Source organism: Arthrobacter sp. LAR12-1-1.1 (genome assembly GCF_040676555.1).
Taxonomy (GTDB): domain Bacteria; phylum Actinomycetota; class Actinomycetes; order Actinomycetales; family Micrococcaceae; genus Arthrobacter.
On sequence record NZ_JBEGIG010000004.1, the window covers coordinates 72889 to 91375 of the forward strand.

An 18487-nucleotide genomic window follows, 5' to 3' on the forward strand; every position below is an offset into this window, starting at 1 on the left:
GCGGCCGGTACCCGAACCCGCAGTGGGAGCCCGCTCGGGCTAATCCCGCTCGGCGATCGCTTTCACGCTCTTGACGAGACTGTCCCACATGCCCTTCGAGTGCTCGGCTTCCTCGGCACTTGTGTTGTTGTCCTGCGAAAGCGTCAGTTGCGTGGCGCCGGCCCGGTCCCCGAGCGTCCAGGTGAGCGTGTGGCAGTTCTCGGGCGCATCCTCTTCGCCGCTCAGCGGGCTGAAGTGCGTGACAACCAGCCGCCGGCCGGGTTCAAACTCCAGGACGCTGCCCCTGTCCTCATAAGCCTTGCCGTCCCAAACACCGCGCCACACGATGGGTCCGCCGACCGTCCAGTCGGTCGCGACTTCAGTGCCGAACATGAACTTCTTGATGGCGGCAGGGTCGGTGAGCACGGACCATACGCGGCTTGCGGGCGCCTCGATGGTGATGGTAGACGTCGCCACATACTTCCCAGTCATAGCGTTCCCTTTCCTCACAGAATCGGTCAGCGCCGGCAGCGCCCGGCACCGAGACTACTCCGCCGATCAGAACGTCTGGAAGCCCGTCCCGCCACCGATGCATCTTTCGAGCCGCTGTCCCGCCCGCCGCCTACGCCGGATAGATGGCGATGGCGGCGGCCTTGATGACGAAGTGGACGGTCATTCCGGGGGTGAGGCCGAGGTCGGCTGACGCGGCCGGGGTGATGTCGGCGAAGAGGCCTCCGGCATGGACGCGGATCTGATCGCCGTGCGGCTCAAGGTCCGTGATTCTCACGGGGAATGAGTTTCGCGGGCTGCCGTGCTCTTCGGTGAGGAACACGGACACTGCCGAGGGCGGGAAGACCGCCACGCCGTCCTGCCCGGGGCCGAGGGTGCCGTCGTGGTGGCCCGCGACGACCATCCCCTGGGCGGTGGTGACGCCGGCGTCACTGACGGTGCCGGCCACCAGGTTCAGCCCGGCCAGGCCGGCGGCGAACCGGCTGCGTGGCTTTTCGAGGACGTCGCGGGTCGGTCCTGCCTCGCTGATCCGGCCGTCCTCGAGGACGATCACCCGGTCTGCCAGCATCAGTGCGTCCAGGATGTCGTGGGTGATGATGATGGCCCTGCGGCCGGCGAGGACGCGTTTGAGGAGCCGGCGGAGCAGCGGGGCGGCATGGATGTCGAGGGCGGCCATGGGTTCGTCGAGCAGCAGCAGTTCGGGGTCGGCGGCGAGGGCGCGGGCCACGGCCACGCGCTGGGCCTGGCCGCCGGAGAGCTGTCCGGGGCGCCGCGCGGCGAGGTCCCCGGCGTCGACTTCGGCCAGCCAGTGCATGGCCGTTTCCCGGGCCGCGGCGCTGGACGCGCCGGCGCTGCGGGGCCCGAACGCGACGTTGTCCAGGGCGCTGAGGTGCGGAAAGAGGAGGGCCTCCTGGGCCAGGAGCGCCGTACCCCTGGTGTGCGGCGCCCTCCAAATGTTCTTGTCTGCCGCCAGGTCGAACAGGACCCTGCCGCCGAGTACGGCCTTGCCCGCGTCGGGGCGCAGCAGGCCGGAGATGATCGAGAGGAGGGTCGATTTCCCGGCCCCGTTCGGGCCCAGGATGGCGATGGTCTCGGCCGGTCCGAGGCTGAGGGAGACCTCGAAGCCCCGTGCAGCGAGTGTTGCGTCCAGCTGAAAGGTCACCGGAATGCCCCTTCCGGTGCTGCGTCGACGCGGGGGCGCCGGTAAGAGAGCCCGACGACGGCCACAGCCACGGCGACCAGCAGGAGGGAGAGCGCGACGGCGGCGTCGGCGTCGGTTTCGCGTTGCAAATAGATCTCCAGCGGGAGGGTGCGGGTGACGCCTTGCAGGCTGCCGGCGAACGTCAGGGTGGCCCCGAATTCGCCCAGGCTGCGGGCGAAGGACAGCACGGCGCCGGAGGCCAGGCCGGGCAGCACGAGCGGGATTGTCACCCGGCGCAGCACAGTGCTCGGGCGTGCCCCGAGTGTGGCGGCGACCGCCTCGTACTTGTTGCCGGCGGTGCGCAGGGCGCCTTCGAGGCTGACCACCAGGAACGGCAGGGCGACGAAGGTCTGGGCGAGGACGACGGCGGTGGTGGAGAAGGCGATCTGGATGCCGGCCATTTCGAGGCTTCTGCCCAGGAGCCCCTGGCGTCCGAAGGTGTAGAGAAGGGCGATGCCTCCCACCACGGGAGGCAGGACCAGCGGCAGCAGGACGAAGGCCCTCAGCAGCCGCTGGCCAGGGAACGGGCTCCGGGCAAGAACGAGCGCCAGCGGCACACCGAGGACGACGCAGGCGGCAGTGCTCGCTGCCGAGGTCCGCAGGCTCAGACCGAGTGCCGTCAGCGAAGATTCGGAGGTGATCAGCGGGATGAACTGCGGCCAGTTGACCTTGGCCACCATGGCCACCAGCGGCAGCAGGACGAAGACTGCCCCTGCCGCCGCGATGGCGTAAATCCATGGCGGGATGCCGGTGTACCCGGTGCCGCTGCGTCGGTTCATGCTGTCCTTTACGGGGTGCCGAATCCGGCGTCGCTCAGGACTTTCTTGCCCTCGCTGCCGGTCACCGTCGCGATGAAGGCAGCGGCCAGCTCCTTGTTCTGGCTCGTGCCGACGGTGGCGATCGGGTAGGTGTTTACGGCCTGGTCCGACTCGGGGAAGGGGAGGCCTTTGATCTTGTCGCCGGCGGTCTTGACGTCGGTGACGTAGACCAGTCCGGCGTCGGCTTCACCGGAGGTGACCTTGCCCAGGACATCGGTGACGGAGGACTCCTCGCTGACCGGCGCCAGGGTGGTGCCGGTGGCTTTTTCGACGGTGTCGGTCGCGGCGCCGCAGGGAACCTGGGGTGCGCACACGACGACCTTCACGCCCGGCCTGGCCAGGTCCGCGAACGAGCTGATCGACGCCGGGTTGGACGGCGGGACCGCGATCTCCAGGACGTTCGTGGCGAAGTTGGCCGGGGCGCCGTCGGTCAGTTTCGCGTCGGTCAGCTTGGTCATGTTCTTGGTGTCGGCGGAGGCGAAGACGTCCGCCGGGGCGCCCTGGGTGATCTGCGTGACCAGATCCGAGGAGCCTGCAAAGTTCAGCGCGATTTTGGTGCCGGGGTGCTCCGCCTCGAAGTCGCTGGCCAGCTTGGTGAAGGTCGCCTTCAGCGAGGCCGCGGCGAAGACGGTGATCGTTCCGGTGAGAGCCGGCGTGGTGGACCCGCCGGCCGCGGCGGAGCTGCCTCCGGTGGCCCCGGGCGCGCCGGAGGCGCAGCCGGCCAGGCCCGCGGTCAGGGCGCCGGCCACCAGCAGGGCGGTGACGTGCCGGCGGGGCAGGCTCATATAACGCTCTTTCCGTGGGGCGTTTCGATGATGACCGTGGTGGCTTTGACCACGGCAGTGGCGACGGATCCGAGCTCCAGGCCCAGTTCCCGGACGGCTTCGCTGCTCATCAGGGACACAACGCGGAAGGGGCCGCACTGCAGCTCAACCTGCGCCATGACTTTGTCCGCGGTGATGCCCGTGACCAGGCCGACGAACCGGTTGCGGGCCGAACTGCCCACGCGGGCGGGGTCTTCGGGCAGCTGGGCCTGGTCGCGGGCGAGGCGGGCAAGTTCCAGGCCGTCCACGGCCAGCCGGCGGGAGTCATCCTTGACCGGGGTGAGGATTCCGTTCTCGGTCCAGCGCCGGACAGTGTCGTCACTGACCCCGAGAAATCGTGCGGCTTCTGATACGCGAATTTTCGGCATAGCTCCATGATCTCCTATTTGCGGAGTATCTGGGCACTCCAATCCGCAAATCAGTCTAAAACCGTCCCCCTGAGGCTTATCCGAGGTCTGGCGGGGGTCCGCCAGACCTCTACTGGGGCGCTACGCCTAGGCCAAGACCTTGTCCAGCTTGGTGAACGAGGTGCCCCACCCCTCGCGCGTCATGTCCAGCCATTCGGCGCTGGCGAACGGGCCTTGGGTAAGGTGCAGCCGGGTCCGGCCGCCCAGGTCCTCGAACTCAAGCCGCATTTCGGGCCGGAGGGTGATGCCGGCGTCGGGCTCCGCCCGTTGGGTAGCCACCAGGAGCGCCGGCGGGTCGTAGACGGAGATCACGGCGTCAATTGGCCCCTCCTTGGTGACGCCGTCCTCTTCGTAGACCATAACCAGCTGCCATGCGCCGCCGACGCGGGGCTCCACGACGATCCGATCCCGGGGCGAGTCCACCCCCACGGGGCCGAACCAGGCGGCGAGGTGGTCCGGATCGGTGAAGGCATCGAAGACCAGTTCGCGGGGAGCATCGAACTCCCTGGTCATGGTGAGGGTGTGGGACTCATGAGTGTTCTGCTGCACGTTCATTGCCAGGCTCCTGATTCTTGGGAACTTGCTGGATCTTTCGCAAATGCGCATCGAGGCGGCCGAAGCTGGCATCCCAGAAGCGCCTGTACTCTTCCATGTATTCGGCAACCTCGCGCAGCGGCGCGGCCTCGAGCTTCGAGGACCGCCACTGCGCATTCCGGCTCCGGGTGATCAGCCCGGCGGCTTCGAGCACCTTGAGGTGGCGGGAGATCGCGGGGAGGCTGATGTCGAAGGGCTCGGCCAGCTCATTCACGGTGGCCTCGCCCTCGGCCAGCCGGGCCAGGATGGCCCTGCGGGTGGGGTCGGCGAGCGCCGAGAAGATGAGGCTGAGCCGATCGGCTGGCATCGGGATGCGCCCTTTCGTGTTTAACACTCCTGCTAATTAACTGATGTGTTAAATATGCTCCTGCGGCGGGCCCCGCGTCAAGGGTTTTCTGCTCCAGCCCCCGATGCGGGAGCTCCCTCGATTTCGGCGCCGACCCGGACCATAATCGGGGGTAACCAGACAACGTTCTGCCGAGAGGAGCCGGCCGTGGCAACTACAGCCTTGCGGGCAGGGATAAGGTATGCGGCAGCCGCGCTCACGCTGGGGATGGTTCTTCTGACCGGGACCGGCTGCTCCTCCGACAATCCAGCGGAAACCGCGAAGATCACGCCGGCGACCAACGGGATCAACACCGTGGTCGGTCCGATGAAGCTGGCGGACATGCTCATCCTCTCCCACGGAGCGGACCAGCCCGGTCGGATCATGGGAACCATATTCAACACGTCCTCAACGGACGCGACCGTCACCATAACTGGGGCAACAGGTTCGAAGGTATCGATTCCGGTCAAGGCCAACGGCGAAACCTCCCTGGCCCAACCCCCGGCCATGATGCTGGACCCCACGGCGGGATCTCCCGGCTCCTTGGTCACGGTTCGGGTGAGCGAAGACTCCACGGGTACGTCGGCCGATGTTCAACTCCCGGTCCTCGACTCCACGCTGCCCGAATATCAGTCCTACATGCCCGCAACGCCGGGGAGCACTGCCACACCATCTGGGACCGGGTCCCCCAGCCCCAGTCCCAGCCCCAGTCCCTCCCCTAGTCCCAGCCCGTAGCCCGGGCCCCACGCACCCGTTAGGGAATGGCCGCGACGACGTCGATCTCGACCAGGAAGTCCCCCAGGAACGACCCCACCGTGGTTCGCGCCGGATAGGGGGCTTCGATGAACTCTGCGTAGATTGCGTTGAACCCGTCAAAGTCCCGTCCCGGGTGGTGCAGATGCACGGTTGCCTTGACCACGTGGGAAAAGTCCAGGCCGTGCCCGCCCAGGACGGCGGCCAGATTCTTCATGGTCTGCGCGGTCTGTTCTTCAATGGTGGAGCCGACAGGTTCGCCGGTGGCCGCGTGGTGCGGAGTCTGGCCGGCGGTGTAGAGGAAGCCATTGGCGGCGATGGCCTGGGAATAGGGGCCTGCCGGGCTGGGTGCGAGGCCGGTGCTGATCTGCTGTCGCGACATGACGCTGTCCTTTCATTCGGCCGGCCTGCTGGCCGGCCGAGGGTGGCTGATGTGCGGCCGGCCTGCTGGCCGGCCGGGGTGGCTGATGTTCTGGTTGCTGATGTTTTAGAGGACCTTTGAGAGGAAGGCCTGCGTGCGTTCGTGTTGCGGGTTGCCGAGTACATCGGCCGGGGCCCCGCTTTCGACCACGACTCCCTGGTCCATGAACACCACCTGGTCGCTGACCTGGCGGGCGAAGCCGAGCTCGTGCGTCACCACCACCATGGTCATCCCCGCCTCGGCCAGGGACTTCATGACGTCGAGCACCTCGCCCACCAGTTCCGGATCGAGCGCCGATGTTGGTTCGTCGAAGAGCATGAGCCTGGGTTTCATGGCCAATGCGCGCGCAATCGCGATCCGCTGTTGCTGCCCACCGGAGAGCTCCTGGGGGTATGAGTGCCCCCGGTTACCGAGTCCGACGCGGTCCAGCAGGGTCTGCGCTTCGGCGGTGACCTCGCTCCGGGGACGGCCAAGGACATGAACGGGCGCTTCCACGATGTTCTCCAGAACGGTCATGTGCGGGAACAGATTGAAGCGTTGGAACACCATTCCTGCGGTCCGCCGCGAGCGTGCTGTCTGCCGCTCTTTCATTTCGTAGAGCCGCCCGTTGCGCTCGGCGTAGCCGACCAACTGTTCGTCCACGTACAGGCGACCGGCGTCGACCTTTTCCAGGTGGTTGATGCAGCGCAGGAAGGTCGTCTTTCCGGAACCGGACGGGCCGATCAGGCAGGTCACCGAGCCGCGTTCGACCCTCAGATCAATGCCCTTGAGGATCTCCGTTGAGCCGAAGCTCTTGCGGACGCCCTGGGCTTCCACCATGGCGGTGTTCATCGTAGTGTCCTTGTCTTTGACCGGCGGGTCCGTCGCGGCGCTGCGTCGAAGCCGCGGCCATAGCGCCGTTCAAGTTTGGTTTGGAAGAAGCTGAGGATGGTTGTCATCAGCAGGTACCAGAGGCTGGCGACAATAAGCAGCGGGATGGTTTGGTAGTTGTTGGAGTAGATAATCTGGGCCGAGTACAGCAGGTCCGAGATCGCCAGGACGCTGACCAGGGCCGTGCCCTTGAGCATGGAAATGACCTGGTTGCCGGTCGGCGGCAGGACCACGCGCATCGCCTGGGGAAGGATGACCCGGCGCATAAGCTGGCTGCCGTTCATCCCCAGGCCCCGGGCGGCGTCGTACTGGCCCTTGTCCACCGAACCGATGCCGCCGCGGATGATCTCGGCCATGTAGGCGGCCTCGTTCAGGGACAGTCCCAGCAGCGCGGCGCCAAGGGGCGTGATGAGCACATTGGCCGAGCCCAGGACCAGGGAGGGTCCGCCGAGGGGAAGACCGAAGGCGATCACCGGATACAGGGCGGCGATGTTGTACCAGAAGATCAGCTGCACCAGCAGCGGTGTGCCGCGGAAGAACCAGATGTAGCCCCGGCTGATGGTGCTCACGATCGGGTTGGCCGAGAGCCGCATGACCGCCAGGACCGTGCCCAGCGCGATGCCGACGCTCATGGACACCACGGTCAGGAGGATGGTCAGCCCGGCCCCGGCGATGATCTGCGGCGCGAAGAGATAGGAGACGACCACGTCCCAGTGGTACCGCTGGTTCACCGCCACGTCCCACGCGGCGCTGAGCGCGACCAGAATGAGGACGACGGCGCTCGCCAGCCGGAGCGGGTGCCTGAGCGGCACCACCGGGATGGAGTCGCCCGGCGCCGCCGGCGTGTCCTGAAGGGTGCCGGGGATTGAGTGTTGTTGCTGCATTGTGCTCACCTCCTATTGGGCGAAATTGACGCGGGCGTCGGTAATGGCGCTGGACTCCAGGCCGTACTTTCCGAGCACCTTGAGGTACGAGTCGCTCTGGATGACACCGGAGAGGGCAGCGGAGACGGCATTGACCAGGCCGGAGTCCTTGGGCAAGCCCACACCGACCGGCGTGAAGTCATATTTTGAGGCGATCTCGATCTGCGGGTTCTGCGTGGCGGCGAAGTTCAGGATGGGTGAATCCGCCAGGACGGCGTCCAGCCGCCCGCTGCCAAGAGCGGAGATTGCCTGCCGCGTGTCCTGGAACTCGCTTCTCTGGATGGTGTCCTTGCCGCCCGCGGTGCAGGCCTTGTCGTACTCGGGGACGTTGACCGTGAGCTGGTAGGAGCCGGTCAGGAGGCCCAGCTTCTTGCCGCACAGGGCGTGTTGATCGGTGATCCCCTGCGGGTTCCCCTGGGCCACGGCAATCGAGTTGCCCATTTGCATGTAGTCAACGAAGTCCAGGACCTCCATGCGCTTTTCCGTGGGGGTCATCGAGGAGACGGTCATGTCGTACCGCCCCGCGGCAATCCCCGGGATGATGGAGTCGAAATTGGCCACCTGGATTTCCACCTTCACGCCCAGGGCCTCACCGAGGAGGCGTGCGATGTCCGGGTTGGTCCCCGTCATCTCCTGGGTTCCTTCCCGGTAGAACTGTGTCGGCGGCTCGTTGGTGGGGATGGCCACGCGCAGGACCCTTGTTGATTTGATCGATTCCGGGAGCAACTGTGCGGCGGCGTCGTTGACCGCGAGGGCGGGGACTCCGGTGCCGTTCCCGGCGGAGTCTCCCGGCGTCGCCGGTGTCGACGCCAGGGTGGCGGTGCCCGGCGCGCAAGCGGTGGCCGCGAGCAGGAGTGCCGCCGTGGCCATGACGGCAGGAATGCCGCGGTGAATGCGCTTCACGGGAGCGGGCGCTGTGGGGGTTTTCATCAGGGGGTCCTCAGATCGGAGTAGGCCAGCTGGGTCGGGGGGATTTGGATGGGAGGGGTGCGGGTGAAGGCCTCGCTGCGGTGCCTGATCAGGTCTCTACCCTCGTCCCGCAACTCCTGGATCGTGGATACACCGAGCAGCATCATGGTCCGCGTCATTTCCGCTGCCAGCAGCTTCAGGACATGGGCAACGCCTGCCTGGCTGGCTGCGGCAAGCCCGTAAAGGTAGGGGCGGCCGATCGAGCAGGCGTCGGCGCCGAGGGCCAAGGCCTTGACGACGTCGGAGCCGCGGCGGATGCCGCCGTCGACGATGATTTCAAGCCGACCGGCCGTCGCCTCGACGATTTCGGGCAGTACGTCCAGGGCCGAGGCCATGTGGTCCAGCTGCCTGCCTCCGTGGTTGCTGACCTGGAGGGCGTCGATGCCGAGGTCGGCTGCAATAAGGGCGTCCCTGGGGTTGACGATGCCTTTGAGAATGATGGGACCGTTCCACCGCTCCCTCAGGTCCCGGATGTCGTCCCAGTCCGTGGGTTCGTAGGACCCCGCCAGCAGCGTTCGCCACATGTCAGGGGTGCTGGAGAGCGGGCCTTCAGGAATTTCGGCGTCCAGGTTCGGGAAGGCGATCGCGTCGTTGGCCAGGAATCCAAGGGCCCAGCGGGGGTGCAGTGCGCCTTCGATGACGGTCTTGGGCTTGATTGATGGCGGCGCGGTGAATCCGTTGCGGTAGTCGCGTTCCCTGTGGCCGATGGCGCGGCAGTCGACGTTGACCACAAGCGCTTCGTAACCGGCGTTCGAGACCCGGTCCAGGACAGCCTGCAGGAGGCCTTTGTCCGTCGTAGGCTCGAGGTTGAACCACCTCCGCAGCCCTGGGGCGGCGGCACTGACGTGCTCCATGGTGGTGGTGCTCAGGTGTGCCAGCCCGTAGGGAAGGCCGGCTTCAAAGGCCGCGCGGGCCACCGCGGTCTCGCCGTCGGGGTGGAACAACCTGGTGCCGCCGGTCGGGGACAGGGTCAGGGGCATCGCGACCGGGCCTCCGAGGAGGGTGGAGCTGAGGTCCAGGTGCTCCACCGATCCCCACTTCGGGAGGAAGGCCCAGTCATCGAAGGACGACCGGTTGCGCCGCAGGGAGACCTCGTCCTCGCCGCCGCCCTCGATGTAGTCGAACACGCTGCCGGGAAGGCGCTTGGCGGCCAATTTCCGTATGTCCTCAACGCTGTAGCAACGCCGCTGCAGCCGCTCCGCCACTGACCGGGCGGGGCCTTGAACCGCCGCCAGTGACTTGATGTCTTTGATTCTCATTTCGCGTCCTTTGTGTCTTGCGTGTATGTCCTGCGTGGAATCCTCGATCAACTTCGTCCCTCAATGGTGACGAAGATCTCACCCCGGCTACATGTTGATTCCTCCAAAAGAATCTATTTTGACCTGTGATATCGTCCACATATGGATCCAGGGGAACATCCGGTTGATGAGCTCGACCAGCAAGCTGCGGTGGTGCGGCTGTCGGACTGCATCCAGCTCATGCAGGCCGATCTGGTGCACGCCAATCCCGCGCCGGACAACCTCGCGCATCCCGTCGCGGACGTCCTCATGTATGACCCGATGGACGCATGGACGAGCATCGAGGACCGGATCATCCTGGCCGTCGGGCTGCGCTGCGGCTCGCCGGATTTTGACCAGCTGCTGCACCGCGCGTCCAACAGCAACGCGGCCGCAGTGATCGTCAAAGCCCACGGGGCGTCCCTGGACGAACTGCAATCCGCCGCGGTCCGCCACAGCCTCGCGGTCCTGGTCGCACCTGACAACGCCGATTGGACGCGGCTGGCGGCACTGGCCAGGGCATCAGTCATGGGCGCGGCCGTGGATTCCGTCTCAGGGGTCCGGCTCGGGGATCTCTACGCCTTTGCCAACGCTGCCGCGTCCATCACCAGCGGCGCAGCCAGCATCGTGGACCCGCTCGGACGGGTGCTTGGTTATTCGACCCTGCCGGGCCAGCCCATCGACGAATTGCGCCGCGTCACCACGCTCTCCCTGCAAGAGATCAAGCCGCCCGCCTTCGACGCGGATTTCAAGATCGTCTATGCGTCCGGAAATGCGGTGCTGATCCCGGCAGCGGATGATGAGATGGCCCGCCTTGCCCTTGCCGTGAGAGCCGGCGGTGAACTGCTCGGCTCGATCTGGATCATCGATCCCGGCGAGGACAAGCGGCAGACAGCCTTGGAGTCGCTCAACAGGATGGCGCCGCTGGCAGGGCTGCACATGCTCCACGCCCGTTCGGCATCCGATTTTGGCGAACGCCGGAACGGGGACTTGATTCGAACGTTGATGGAGGACACCGTCCACGCGTCCTTTGCCGCCGCCCAGCTCGGGCTCGATGCCGCCCAAGGGCTCGCGGTCGCGGCTTTTTCAATCAACCGCCCCGAATCCGGGACACTGGAGTCGGTGCGCGAAATTCACCGGCTGCTGCACCTTGTCACGACGGTTTGCAACATCCAGTTCAAGACGAGCCACACCGCCCTCATTGGCTCGGTGGTCTACGCCCTTCTGCCGTGCGGGGGAACCAGCCCGCGGACCGTGCACCGGCGCGTAGCCCAGGAGATCGGGGCCTACGCCAACACGATCAGCTCCTACCCGATCATTGCCGCCGTCGGAGGCATCGCACCCAAGCTGCAAGACCTGCCTCGATCCAGGGCTGAAGCGCTGCAAACACAGCAATATCTGCTCCACCGGCACACCCCAGTGCCGGGCGATACTGGCGGACAGGCCTCCGCAGCCGGGCTTTTCGAGGACCATCGAATCCCGCTGAACCTCTTGAAAATCGGGGCCTTCATCGACGACAACGGGCTGGGGGATCTGGACGACATCGCACGGATCCAAGCCCACGACGCCGACCAGCAGACCGACTATCTTCAGACCCTGCGGGCCTACCTGACGTCGAACGGAAATATCTCCGCGATGGCCGCACGACTCCATGTGCACAACAACACCGTCCGGTACCGGGTGGGGCGCCTGGCCAAGGATTTTGGCCTCGATCTGGACGACCCTCAGCAGCGGCTCTGGCTCTGGCTGCGCCTGACAACCATGGACCTGGCTCCTAAAGCGACGCCGGCGGTGCAGGAGTAGGGCAGCATGGGGCTAAATTCTCTGGCGCAGTGTCGGGGAGAGGGGTTCACTGAACTGTAGGGAAAGTGAGCGCAGGGAACGTTTAGTGCGCTATGCGGCGGAGGGAGCGTGGTCCCCGTGGGCGGACCGATTCGGGTGCTGGAATGGGGCAACCCGCAAGCGGGGCGCACGGAAGCGAGCACAGAGCCGTCATGGAAATGACCGTCCTAGCCCTCATCACCGCCGCCCTGTTCGGGTGGGCGCTGGTGTCGGCGCGGCTGCAGCAGGCGGACCTGACCGCTCCGATGGTGTTCATTGCGGTCGGCGCGGCCCTCAACTGGTCCGGTCTGGTCGATGGCTCCGCGCCCCCGGAGGCTGTCACTCCGTTGGTCGAGATCACCCTGGTGTGGGTGCTCTTCTCCGACGCCGCCCGCCTGCCGCTCCAGCAGTTGCGCCGGGACGTCAGCCGGTATGTGCGGCTGCTGGGTGTCGGCCTGCCTCTGACGATCGTGTTCGGGTGGGCCCTGGCCGCCTGGTTCTTCCCCCACTTCGGGCTGTGGCTGGCCCTCCTCGTAGGCGCGGCGCTGGCCCCCACCGACGCCGCCCTCGGGGTCCCCGTGGTGACGAATCCGGTGGTGCCGTCGCGGATCCGCCAGCTGATCACCGTCGAGAGCGGTCTCAACGACGGCATCGCCACCCCGATCGTCATGGTCGCGATCGCCGGTGCAGCCGCCGCAGCAGGCCTGGAGAGCGCTGCCGCTCCCGGCAGCGCGGCCGTCGAGCTGCTCATCGGCGCCTGTGTCGGCGCAGCAACGGGTGCACTGGGCGGGTGGCTGCTGCAGCTGGCCCGCCGGCGCGGTATCGCCGCCGAGGACTTCGCCGGCATCGGAGTCCTTGCCCTGAGCCTGCTCGCCTACACCTCCGCCGTCGCCGTGGGCGGCAACGGATTCGTCGCCGCGTTCTGTGCTGGGCTGGCCTTCGGCACGTGCGCCGGTCACCGGGCCCCGGCCGCCCTGGTCTTCGTCGAACAGGTGGGCGGCCTGGCGTCACTGCTCGTGTGGCTGGCCTTCGGAGCCATCGCCGTTCCGACCATGCTTTCGCACTTCGTCCCCCTGACCATCTTGTATGCCGTGCTCAGCCTCACGGTGGTGCGCATGCTTCCGGTGGCACTGGCCTCGATTGGTGCCGGCCTCGACCGGAACACCATCCTGTTTGTGGGCTGGTTCGGTCCGCGCGGCCTCGCTTCCCTCGTGTTCGCACTGCTGGCGCTGGAAGCCGTCGGACCGGTGTCCGACGAGGCTGTGGGCGTCATCACGGCCACCGTGCTGCTCAGCGTCCTGGCGCATGGATTCAGCGCCGCGCCGTTGGCCGCCCGCTATGGACGGGCCGCCGCCGCAGCGGGACCAGAACCTGGCGGGCCAGTGCCGGTCACACCCGCACCTGCCCGGGGCCTGAGCCGCGTGCACGTGCACATGCATGTGCCCACTGTGCGGCTTTGGCCGAAACGGCCCCGGTCCTAGGCGCCGCTCGGCCATCCGCAATGAACCCGGGCCGCCGTCGTCTTTCGCGCCGACCGGGCAGCTGTGATCAGTCTCACGCGCCAATTTTCGCCATCTGGCTTGAGCCTCCCCTGCGACGCTGTGCACTATGGAAAGGCAAAGTGGGAAACAACGGTTCCCGCCCACGCAGCCCTGACGTTCCCTCCGACGCTACGCGTCCGCAGTGAGCTTGGGGCACCCATCCTGGTGGACGCAATGAGGCCAAACCGGTGAGCTCAAAGAGCTGCCCAAGGTCTCAGGCGTTCCTGGTTTGGCCCCACGGCGGCTCCGCATCGGTGCGGCAGCCGGACCTCCGGATTCATGAATGGAAGCACTGAACAATGACGTTTGAAACTGCCACCTCTGTAACCCACAAGCTCTGGGACCGCTCCACGATGCACCACGAGCTGGACGCACTGATCCACGAACACTCGGAGCGCCACAACACCGCCAAGAGCAACATCGCGGTGCACGCCAGCGGCCCGAACACCTTCACGCTCAGCCTCAACCAGGGAGCCTAAAGCCGGGTTCCAGGCAGCTGGCAATACCAAACGACGACGGCGGGAGCCACCTCCCGCCGTCGTTGTTGTGTATCAGTCCGTGTATCAGTCCCCGCAGGTCAACTGGCAGTCACCGCCCCACGCATCTCGGTCTTGATCCGGTACATGTCCTGATCGGCGGCCAAAAGCAGGGCCGTGGCCAGTTCCTTGTGTTCTGCCGCAGCAGCGTCCGCCCGAACGGCCGTTTCCGCCTGGCCAACGGACATGCCCAGCCGTAGCTCGCTTCCGGCGATGGTGACGGCGCCGGCCAGGCAGCTCTGGACCCGCCCGGCAACCGCCTCCAGCTCCCCCGGATGCTCCAGCCAGGGGATCAGGACAACGAACTCGTCCCCGCTGTACCGCGTCACGGTGTCCGCGCCGCGCACGGCCCCGGAAAGCATCAGGGCCACGTGTTCCAGGACCTGGTCTCCGGCCGCGTGGCCCAGGGTGTCATTCACCCGCTTGAAGTTGTTGACGTCGCAAAAGAGCACCCCTACGCGGTTCCGCTGTTCGCCGGCGCGGGCCAGGGCCGCCAGCAGGCTTTCCTCCAGATGCCGCCGGTTCGGCAGTCCCGTCAGCGGGTCGTGGAGCGCCCGATGGCGCGCTTCCTGCAGGAGCTTTGCGCGGTCCGCTTCGGCGTCCTCCACGTCAGCCAGCACCAGGCCCGCGGGGTCAACCCCGGCTGCACCCGTGAGGGTTGCCGCGCCGACCGCGCTCGACCCGTAGAGCTGCCGGGTGAAGTTCTCTGACGCGACGTTGCCGATGGTTTCCCTCCTCGCCCCGTCCTTGACCGCGCCGGCGGCCCTGCCGGGTGCATTGCTGCCTAAGGCGCAGCCGCTGGTGAGTACAACGCCGAGCAAGCCGACGGCAAGCATGTTTTTACGCAATTGCGTCTCTTTTCGTTGGTCCGCGTTGTACGACTAAAACCACCAGAAGTGGGCGTCTGGGATTTTCTCGCCGTACCGGAGCGGATGTCGCTCCCCTTCGGCGGTCCTCCCCACGCTCGATTTGGTCATGCTGGGTTTCTTCTCCCCTAATGCCGCCCTCTTTCGACGGAACAATGCGCGCATTGCGCAGAAGCGGCCGGTGGTTCGTTCCACACTGCGGTCAGGCATGGGATCTTCTTCCAGTTGAGGGGATGGGCTGCAATGACCATGAAGCCCTGCGGCCGGTCACTTGTTAAGCAGGTGACGATTTTTGCATTTGGAAGCGTCACCTGTCAAACTGGTGACATGAAACATTCATTCGTCTGCGGCAATCCGGCCCTCGACTTCGCCGCAACGGTGCGCTCACGGCTCGGGACACCGCTGGAGATGTTCTCGTCACCTGAGAGCCTGGACGCCTGGTTCCGTGAATCGGGCATTATCGACGGGGACACCCAATTTCAACCGGCCGACCTTGAGCAGGCCATCGTGATCCGGGAGGCCATCTACTCCCTCGTTCACACCAAAATAGCCGGGGATGACTACGACGGCGACGCCCTCTCCATCGTGAACGACGCCGCCCGCACACCGCCGGCCGTCCCGCAGCTCACGCCTGACGGGCGAGTGACGGAAGCGACCCCAATAGAGGCGCTGTCAACTGTGGCACGGCATGCCATCGAGGTCCTCAGCGGACCCGACGTGCCGCTGCTCAAGGAGTGCGCGAACCACGAGTGCACCCGGGTCTACATCGATCGGTCCCGGGGAGCGCGCCGGGAGTGGTGCGCCATGGACCCCTGCGGCAACAAGATGAAAGCTGCCGCCTACCGTGCCCGCAAAAGAGAAGAGAAGCTCGTCCCTGCCGCCGGCAAATAGCCGCTGCGCCTCAGCGGAGGAAGCACTGAAGCTACGGCATTGATGCGAAGGGATCCCGGTTCCTGCGCTCAGGTGGTGAGCCGGGCAAGGATGGATCGGGCTGGACCGACGATGGAGCGGTCAAAGCCGGTGCCCGCCCAGAGGTTAATACGGTGGGGATCGCCTGCCCCGGCTGCGGCGGCCCGCAGCGGACGGGTTAGGTGATGAATTTCCGGATATCCGAAGGGCGCCTCGAGGTCGTGCTGCCTCATGAAGTCGTTATACAGACCCCGCGCATACCTCCCGGAGAAGGCCTTCGTGACGGCTGTCGTCGGGAATTCATCGGAGGACAGGGCCGCCCGGTGCACCGCTCCGGTCCCCGCTTCGTCTGCCCTCAGGAACGCAGTGCCGGCCTGGACTGCCACCGCACCCCGCGAAATCGCAGCCCGCGTATCTGCCCCCGTGACAATGCCGCCTGCTGCAATCAACGGGATCTCCAGGTCGGACAAGTCATTGAGCAGCACGTGCAGGGGTGTGGTCCCTGCCGGCCCGGCTGCATCGAACGTACCCCTGTGCCCACCAGCTTCGGGCCCCTGGACGCAGAGCACGTCCGCCCCTGCGGTTATCGCCAGCTTCGCTTCGGCGCGCGAGGTGACCGTCACTGTCACTGATGCCCCTCGTTCCTGCAGCGCGGTGACGACACCCGCCTCCGGCACGTCGAAGGTAAATGAAACGACGGCGGGGGCAAGTTCGTAGAGGACGTCGAGTTTGTTTTGCCAATCGTCATCGTCGTGTCTGGGATCGCCGAGGTCGACGTGAAGGCGGGATGCGTCGCCGGCGAGGGAGAGTGCGTATTGCTGTAAGACGTCCGGCCGTATTGTCGAGGGCTGGGGGACGAAGAGATTGACGCCGAATGGGGCGTCGGTGAGTTCCCTGACAGCGTTGATCTCGGCGCCCATACTGCCCGCTGTTTTGTATCCCGCGGCCAGGAACCCCAGTCCTCCCGCGGAGCTCACGGCGGCCGCAAGCTGTGGAGTAGACGGGCCGCCCGCCATCGGGGCTTGGATGACAGGCAGTGGCAGGGCGGCGATATCGAAGCGGGATTGATTCCTCGTGGACGTGTTCATGATGCCGGTCCCTTCGTTACGCTGCGTCGCGCAGAGTCCGCCGGTATTCGAGCGCTGGCAGCCCGCCCCATCCCCAGTTGTCGGTGTCCACTTCATTGATCACGACATACGTGGAGGCGAGGGGTTTGTTAAGGACGTCAAGCAGCACCTGGCTGACGCCCCTGATGATGGCGGCCTTTTCGGCAGCGGTGGCGGCTGTCGCAGCCGGAGTCGATCCTTCTTTTGTGATGTCAATGGTGACAATAGGCATGACAGATTAGTCCGTTCTTCAGTAGAGGTATGTGGTCATCGTCCGGCGTGCTGGCCGCCGTCGACGTGAAGGATTTCACCGGTAACAAACTCGGCTTCTTCAAGGAAGACGACGGCATGGACAATCTCGTCTATGTCCCCCAGACGGCCCATAGGATGCAGTCCCGCAAGCTGCGCGTGTGTTTCTACCGGGTGCATCGGGGACTTGATGACGCCCGGAGACACGGAGTTGACCCGGATCCCACGGCTTGCGTATTCGGTGGCGAGCGACTTTGTGGCCGAATTCAGTCCGCCCTTTGTCAGCGCGGCGAGCATCGCCGGCACGTCTGTGCTCGGCTGGTCGGCCAGAGTGGTGGTGATGTTGATGATATGCCCGGATCCCGCCGCCTCCATGATGGCGACCGCCCTTTGGCTGACATGGAAGAACCCGGCGAGATTGACCGCTACGAGCTGGTCGAACTCGGAGGCACTGTACGCGGTGAAGGGCTTGGACAAGAACTGACCGGCATTGTTGATGACCGTGTCTACGCGGCCGAAGCGCTTCATGGCTGTCTCGAAAATCCGATCCGCGGTCTGAGGGTCGGCAATGTCACCCCGGACGACCTGGACTCTTGGGTCATCGACGGGCTCGATGGTTCGTGCGGAAGCAACGATGTTGTAGTCCCGCTTCAAAAACTCCTGGACAAGGCCAGCACCGATTCCCTGTGAGGCTCCAGTGATAACGACTGTTTTCCTGCTTTGACTCATAATGTGGCTCCAGTGATAGCGACTATTTTCTTGCTTTTGCTCATGATGTCTCCGGGGAGAGGTGTTGGTGGCGGCGCTGGCAGCTGCAGGTGCAGTGCCAGCGCCGGTGCGTGCGGAAAGATCAGGCCCGGGCGGCCAGATCGAGGACCGCCTTAGCTGCTTCCTCGGCCGATGCGGGATTCTGTCCGGTCACCAGATTGCCGTCCACGACGACGTACGAACCCCAGGCAGGCCCGGATTCGAAGATGGCGCCGTACTCGCGTAGGCGGGATTCAAGAAGCCAGGGTGCCTTGTCAGCGAAGCCAGCCTGGGCTTCTTCCTCATCCAGAAACGCAGTCAGGCGCCGGCCCTTGAACAGCCACTGCCCGTCGCGGGTTGCTGTGCTGAAGCTGGCGGGCCCGTGGCACAGAGAGGCGACGACCTTGGTGGGGTCATCGAGTGTTGCCTCGAAAATCCGTGCGATATCGGCATTGGTCGAGAGATCCTGCATGGGACCATGTCCGCCGGGGACGAAGACGATGTCGTACTCGCTGGGATCGACCTCCTCCAGAGCGACGGCGGCGGCCAGGTTCTCCTTGGAGTCGGCGAGGTAAGCGCGGAACTCCTCTACCTTCTGCTTGTCGCTGCCGTTCATCTCTAGTGCCAGGCTGAGCTCGTCCGCAACCGGAGTGACGCCCCCGGGCGTGGCGATGGTGACGTCCAGGCCCGCCTGCCGGAACATGCGGTCAGGAACCACGAACTCTTCCGCCCAGAAGCCGGTCGGATGCTTCGAGCCGTCCTTCAACTCCCAGATGGTAGCTCCGGAAATGACCATAAGGACCTTTTTCATTTTGCTTTTCCAATCAATAGATAAACGGTG

General features: G+C 65.7%; 22 protein-coding genes. 5 read left to right on the plus strand and 17 right to left on the minus strand.

The features are described 5' to 3' along the window. Positions 1-39: 39 nt before the first annotated feature. From MRBLAR12_RS05520 to MRBLAR12_RS05550, 7 genes are all read right to left on the minus strand, one after another. Entirely contained in the window at positions 40-471 is a 432-nt protein-coding gene (locus MRBLAR12_RS05520) for an SRPBCC domain-containing protein (protein ID WP_364744180.1), read from the minus strand. Between the two features lie 130 nt (positions 472-601). Beyond that, positions 602-1651, minus strand: a complete 1050-nt coding sequence (locus MRBLAR12_RS05525; protein ID WP_229996080.1) for a sulfate/molybdate ABC transporter ATP-binding protein — start codon at positions 1649-1651, stop codon at positions 602-604. After that, positions 1648-2469, minus strand: coding sequence for an ABC transporter permease (locus MRBLAR12_RS05530; RefSeq protein WP_364744183.1), 822 nt, complete (start codon positions 2467-2469; stop codon positions 1648-1650). The genes MRBLAR12_RS05525 and MRBLAR12_RS05530 overlap by 4 nt, the downstream gene beginning before the upstream one ends. 8 nt (positions 2470-2477) lie before the next feature. Further along, positions 2478-3293, minus strand: a complete 816-nt coding sequence (gene modA / locus MRBLAR12_RS05535) for a molybdate ABC transporter substrate-binding protein (protein ID WP_364744186.1) — start codon at positions 3291-3293, stop codon at positions 2478-2480. After that, positions 3290-3700 carry a TOBE domain-containing protein gene (locus MRBLAR12_RS05540; protein WP_364744189.1) on the minus strand — a complete coding sequence of 137 codons (411 nt, stop codon included), beginning with the start codon at positions 3698-3700 and terminating at the stop codon, positions 3290-3292. The genes modA and MRBLAR12_RS05540 overlap by 4 nt, the downstream gene beginning before the upstream one ends. A 126-nt stretch (positions 3701-3826) precedes the next feature. Next, positions 3827-4294 (minus strand): SRPBCC family protein, encoded by a 468-nt coding sequence (locus MRBLAR12_RS05545; RefSeq protein ID WP_364744191.1) that lies wholly within the window; start codon positions 4292-4294, stop codon positions 3827-3829. Further along, positions 4269-4640, minus strand: coding sequence for an ArsR/SmtB family transcription factor (locus MRBLAR12_RS05550; RefSeq protein WP_364744193.1), 372 nt, complete (start codon positions 4638-4640; stop codon positions 4269-4271). Before MRBLAR12_RS05550 ends, MRBLAR12_RS05545 begins: the two co-directional genes overlap by 26 nt. A 186-nt stretch (positions 4641-4826) precedes the next feature. Here MRBLAR12_RS05550 and MRBLAR12_RS05555 point away from each other — a divergent pair, with 186 nt between their 5' ends. Continuing rightward, entirely contained in the window at positions 4827-5393 is a 567-nt protein-coding gene (locus MRBLAR12_RS05555; protein ID WP_364744196.1) for a hypothetical protein, read from the plus strand. A gap of 19 nt (positions 5394-5412) precedes the next feature. On the opposite strand, the gene MRBLAR12_RS05560 is transcribed toward MRBLAR12_RS05555, so the two are convergent. The 5 genes from MRBLAR12_RS05560 to MRBLAR12_RS05580 all read right to left on the minus strand — a co-directional run bounded on the left by MRBLAR12_RS05560 (position 5413) and on the right by MRBLAR12_RS05580 (position 9853). After that, positions 5413-5793 (minus strand): RidA family protein, encoded by a 381-nt coding sequence (locus MRBLAR12_RS05560; RefSeq protein WP_364744198.1) that lies wholly within the window; start codon positions 5791-5793, stop codon positions 5413-5415. Between the two features lie 105 nt (positions 5794-5898). Further along, positions 5899-6663 (minus strand): amino acid ABC transporter ATP-binding protein, encoded by a 765-nt coding sequence (locus MRBLAR12_RS05565; protein WP_290369418.1) that lies wholly within the window; start codon positions 6661-6663, stop codon positions 5899-5901. Next, on the minus strand, positions 6660-7586 hold the full coding sequence (locus MRBLAR12_RS05570) for an amino acid ABC transporter permease (protein WP_364744201.1): 927 nt from the start codon (positions 7584-7586) through the stop codon (positions 6660-6662). Before MRBLAR12_RS05570 ends, MRBLAR12_RS05565 begins: the two co-directional genes overlap by 4 nt. A gap of 12 nt (positions 7587-7598) precedes the next feature. Beyond that, on the minus strand, positions 7599-8555 hold the full coding sequence (locus MRBLAR12_RS05575) for an ABC transporter substrate-binding protein (RefSeq protein WP_364744204.1): 957 nt from the start codon (positions 8553-8555) through the stop codon (positions 7599-7601). Next, entirely contained in the window at positions 8555-9853 is a 1299-nt protein-coding gene (locus tag MRBLAR12_RS05580) for an alpha-hydroxy acid oxidase (protein WP_364744207.1), read from the minus strand. The genes MRBLAR12_RS05575 and MRBLAR12_RS05580 overlap by 1 nt, the downstream gene beginning before the upstream one ends. A 141-nt stretch (positions 9854-9994) precedes the next feature. On the opposite strand from MRBLAR12_RS05580, the gene MRBLAR12_RS05585 reads away from it, so the two are divergent. The 3 genes from MRBLAR12_RS05585 to MRBLAR12_RS05595 all read left to right on the plus strand — a co-directional run bounded on the left by MRBLAR12_RS05585 (position 9995) and on the right by MRBLAR12_RS05595 (position 13712). Next, positions 9995-11674: a PucR family transcriptional regulator gene (locus MRBLAR12_RS05585; RefSeq protein ID WP_364744210.1), complete on the plus strand. Its 1680-nt coding sequence runs from the start codon at positions 9995-9997 to the stop codon at positions 11672-11674. 191 nt (positions 11675-11865) lie between these two features. Next, on the plus strand, positions 11866-13173 hold the full coding sequence (locus tag MRBLAR12_RS05590; RefSeq protein WP_229995127.1) for a cation:proton antiporter: 1308 nt from the start codon (positions 11866-11868) through the stop codon (positions 13171-13173). A 359-nt stretch (positions 13174-13532) separates the two neighbouring features. Next, on the plus strand, positions 13533-13712 hold the full coding sequence (locus MRBLAR12_RS05595; protein WP_229995128.1) for a hypothetical protein: 180 nt from the start codon (positions 13533-13535) through the stop codon (positions 13710-13712). Positions 13713-13810: 98 nt separating this feature from the next. Here the strand turns inward: MRBLAR12_RS05595 and MRBLAR12_RS05600 are convergent, their stop codons facing one another. Then, positions 13811-14605 carry a GGDEF domain-containing protein gene (locus MRBLAR12_RS05600; RefSeq protein ID WP_364744213.1) on the minus strand — a complete coding sequence of 265 codons (795 nt, stop codon included), beginning with the start codon at positions 14603-14605 and terminating at the stop codon, positions 13811-13813. A 357-nt stretch (positions 14606-14962) separates the two neighbouring features. On the opposite strand from MRBLAR12_RS05600, the gene MRBLAR12_RS05605 reads away from it, so the two are divergent. Then, positions 14963-15526 (plus strand): CGNR zinc finger domain-containing protein, encoded by a 564-nt coding sequence (locus tag MRBLAR12_RS05605; RefSeq protein WP_364744216.1) that lies wholly within the window; start codon positions 14963-14965, stop codon positions 15524-15526. 68 nt (positions 15527-15594) lie between these two features. Here the strand turns inward: MRBLAR12_RS05605 and MRBLAR12_RS05610 are convergent, their stop codons facing one another. The 4 genes from MRBLAR12_RS05610 to MRBLAR12_RS05625 all read right to left on the minus strand — a co-directional run bounded on the left by MRBLAR12_RS05610 (position 15595) and on the right by MRBLAR12_RS05625 (position 18457). Then, entirely contained in the window at positions 15595-16632 is a 1038-nt protein-coding gene (locus MRBLAR12_RS05610; protein ID WP_364744219.1) for a nitronate monooxygenase, read from the minus strand. Between the two features lie 16 nt (positions 16633-16648). Beyond that, positions 16649-16882, minus strand: a complete 234-nt coding sequence (locus MRBLAR12_RS05615; protein ID WP_229995133.1) for a tautomerase family protein — start codon at positions 16880-16882, stop codon at positions 16649-16651. Between the two features lie 35 nt (positions 16883-16917). Continuing rightward, positions 16918-17628: an SDR family NAD(P)-dependent oxidoreductase gene (locus MRBLAR12_RS05620; protein ID WP_229995134.1), complete on the minus strand. Its 711-nt coding sequence runs from the start codon at positions 17626-17628 to the stop codon at positions 16918-16920. Positions 17629-17749: 121 nt separating this feature from the next. After that, on the minus strand, positions 17750-18457 hold the full coding sequence (locus MRBLAR12_RS05625; protein WP_364744222.1) for a type 1 glutamine amidotransferase domain-containing protein: 708 nt from the start codon (positions 18455-18457) through the stop codon (positions 17750-17752). Between the last annotated feature and the right edge of the window lie 30 nt (positions 18458-18487).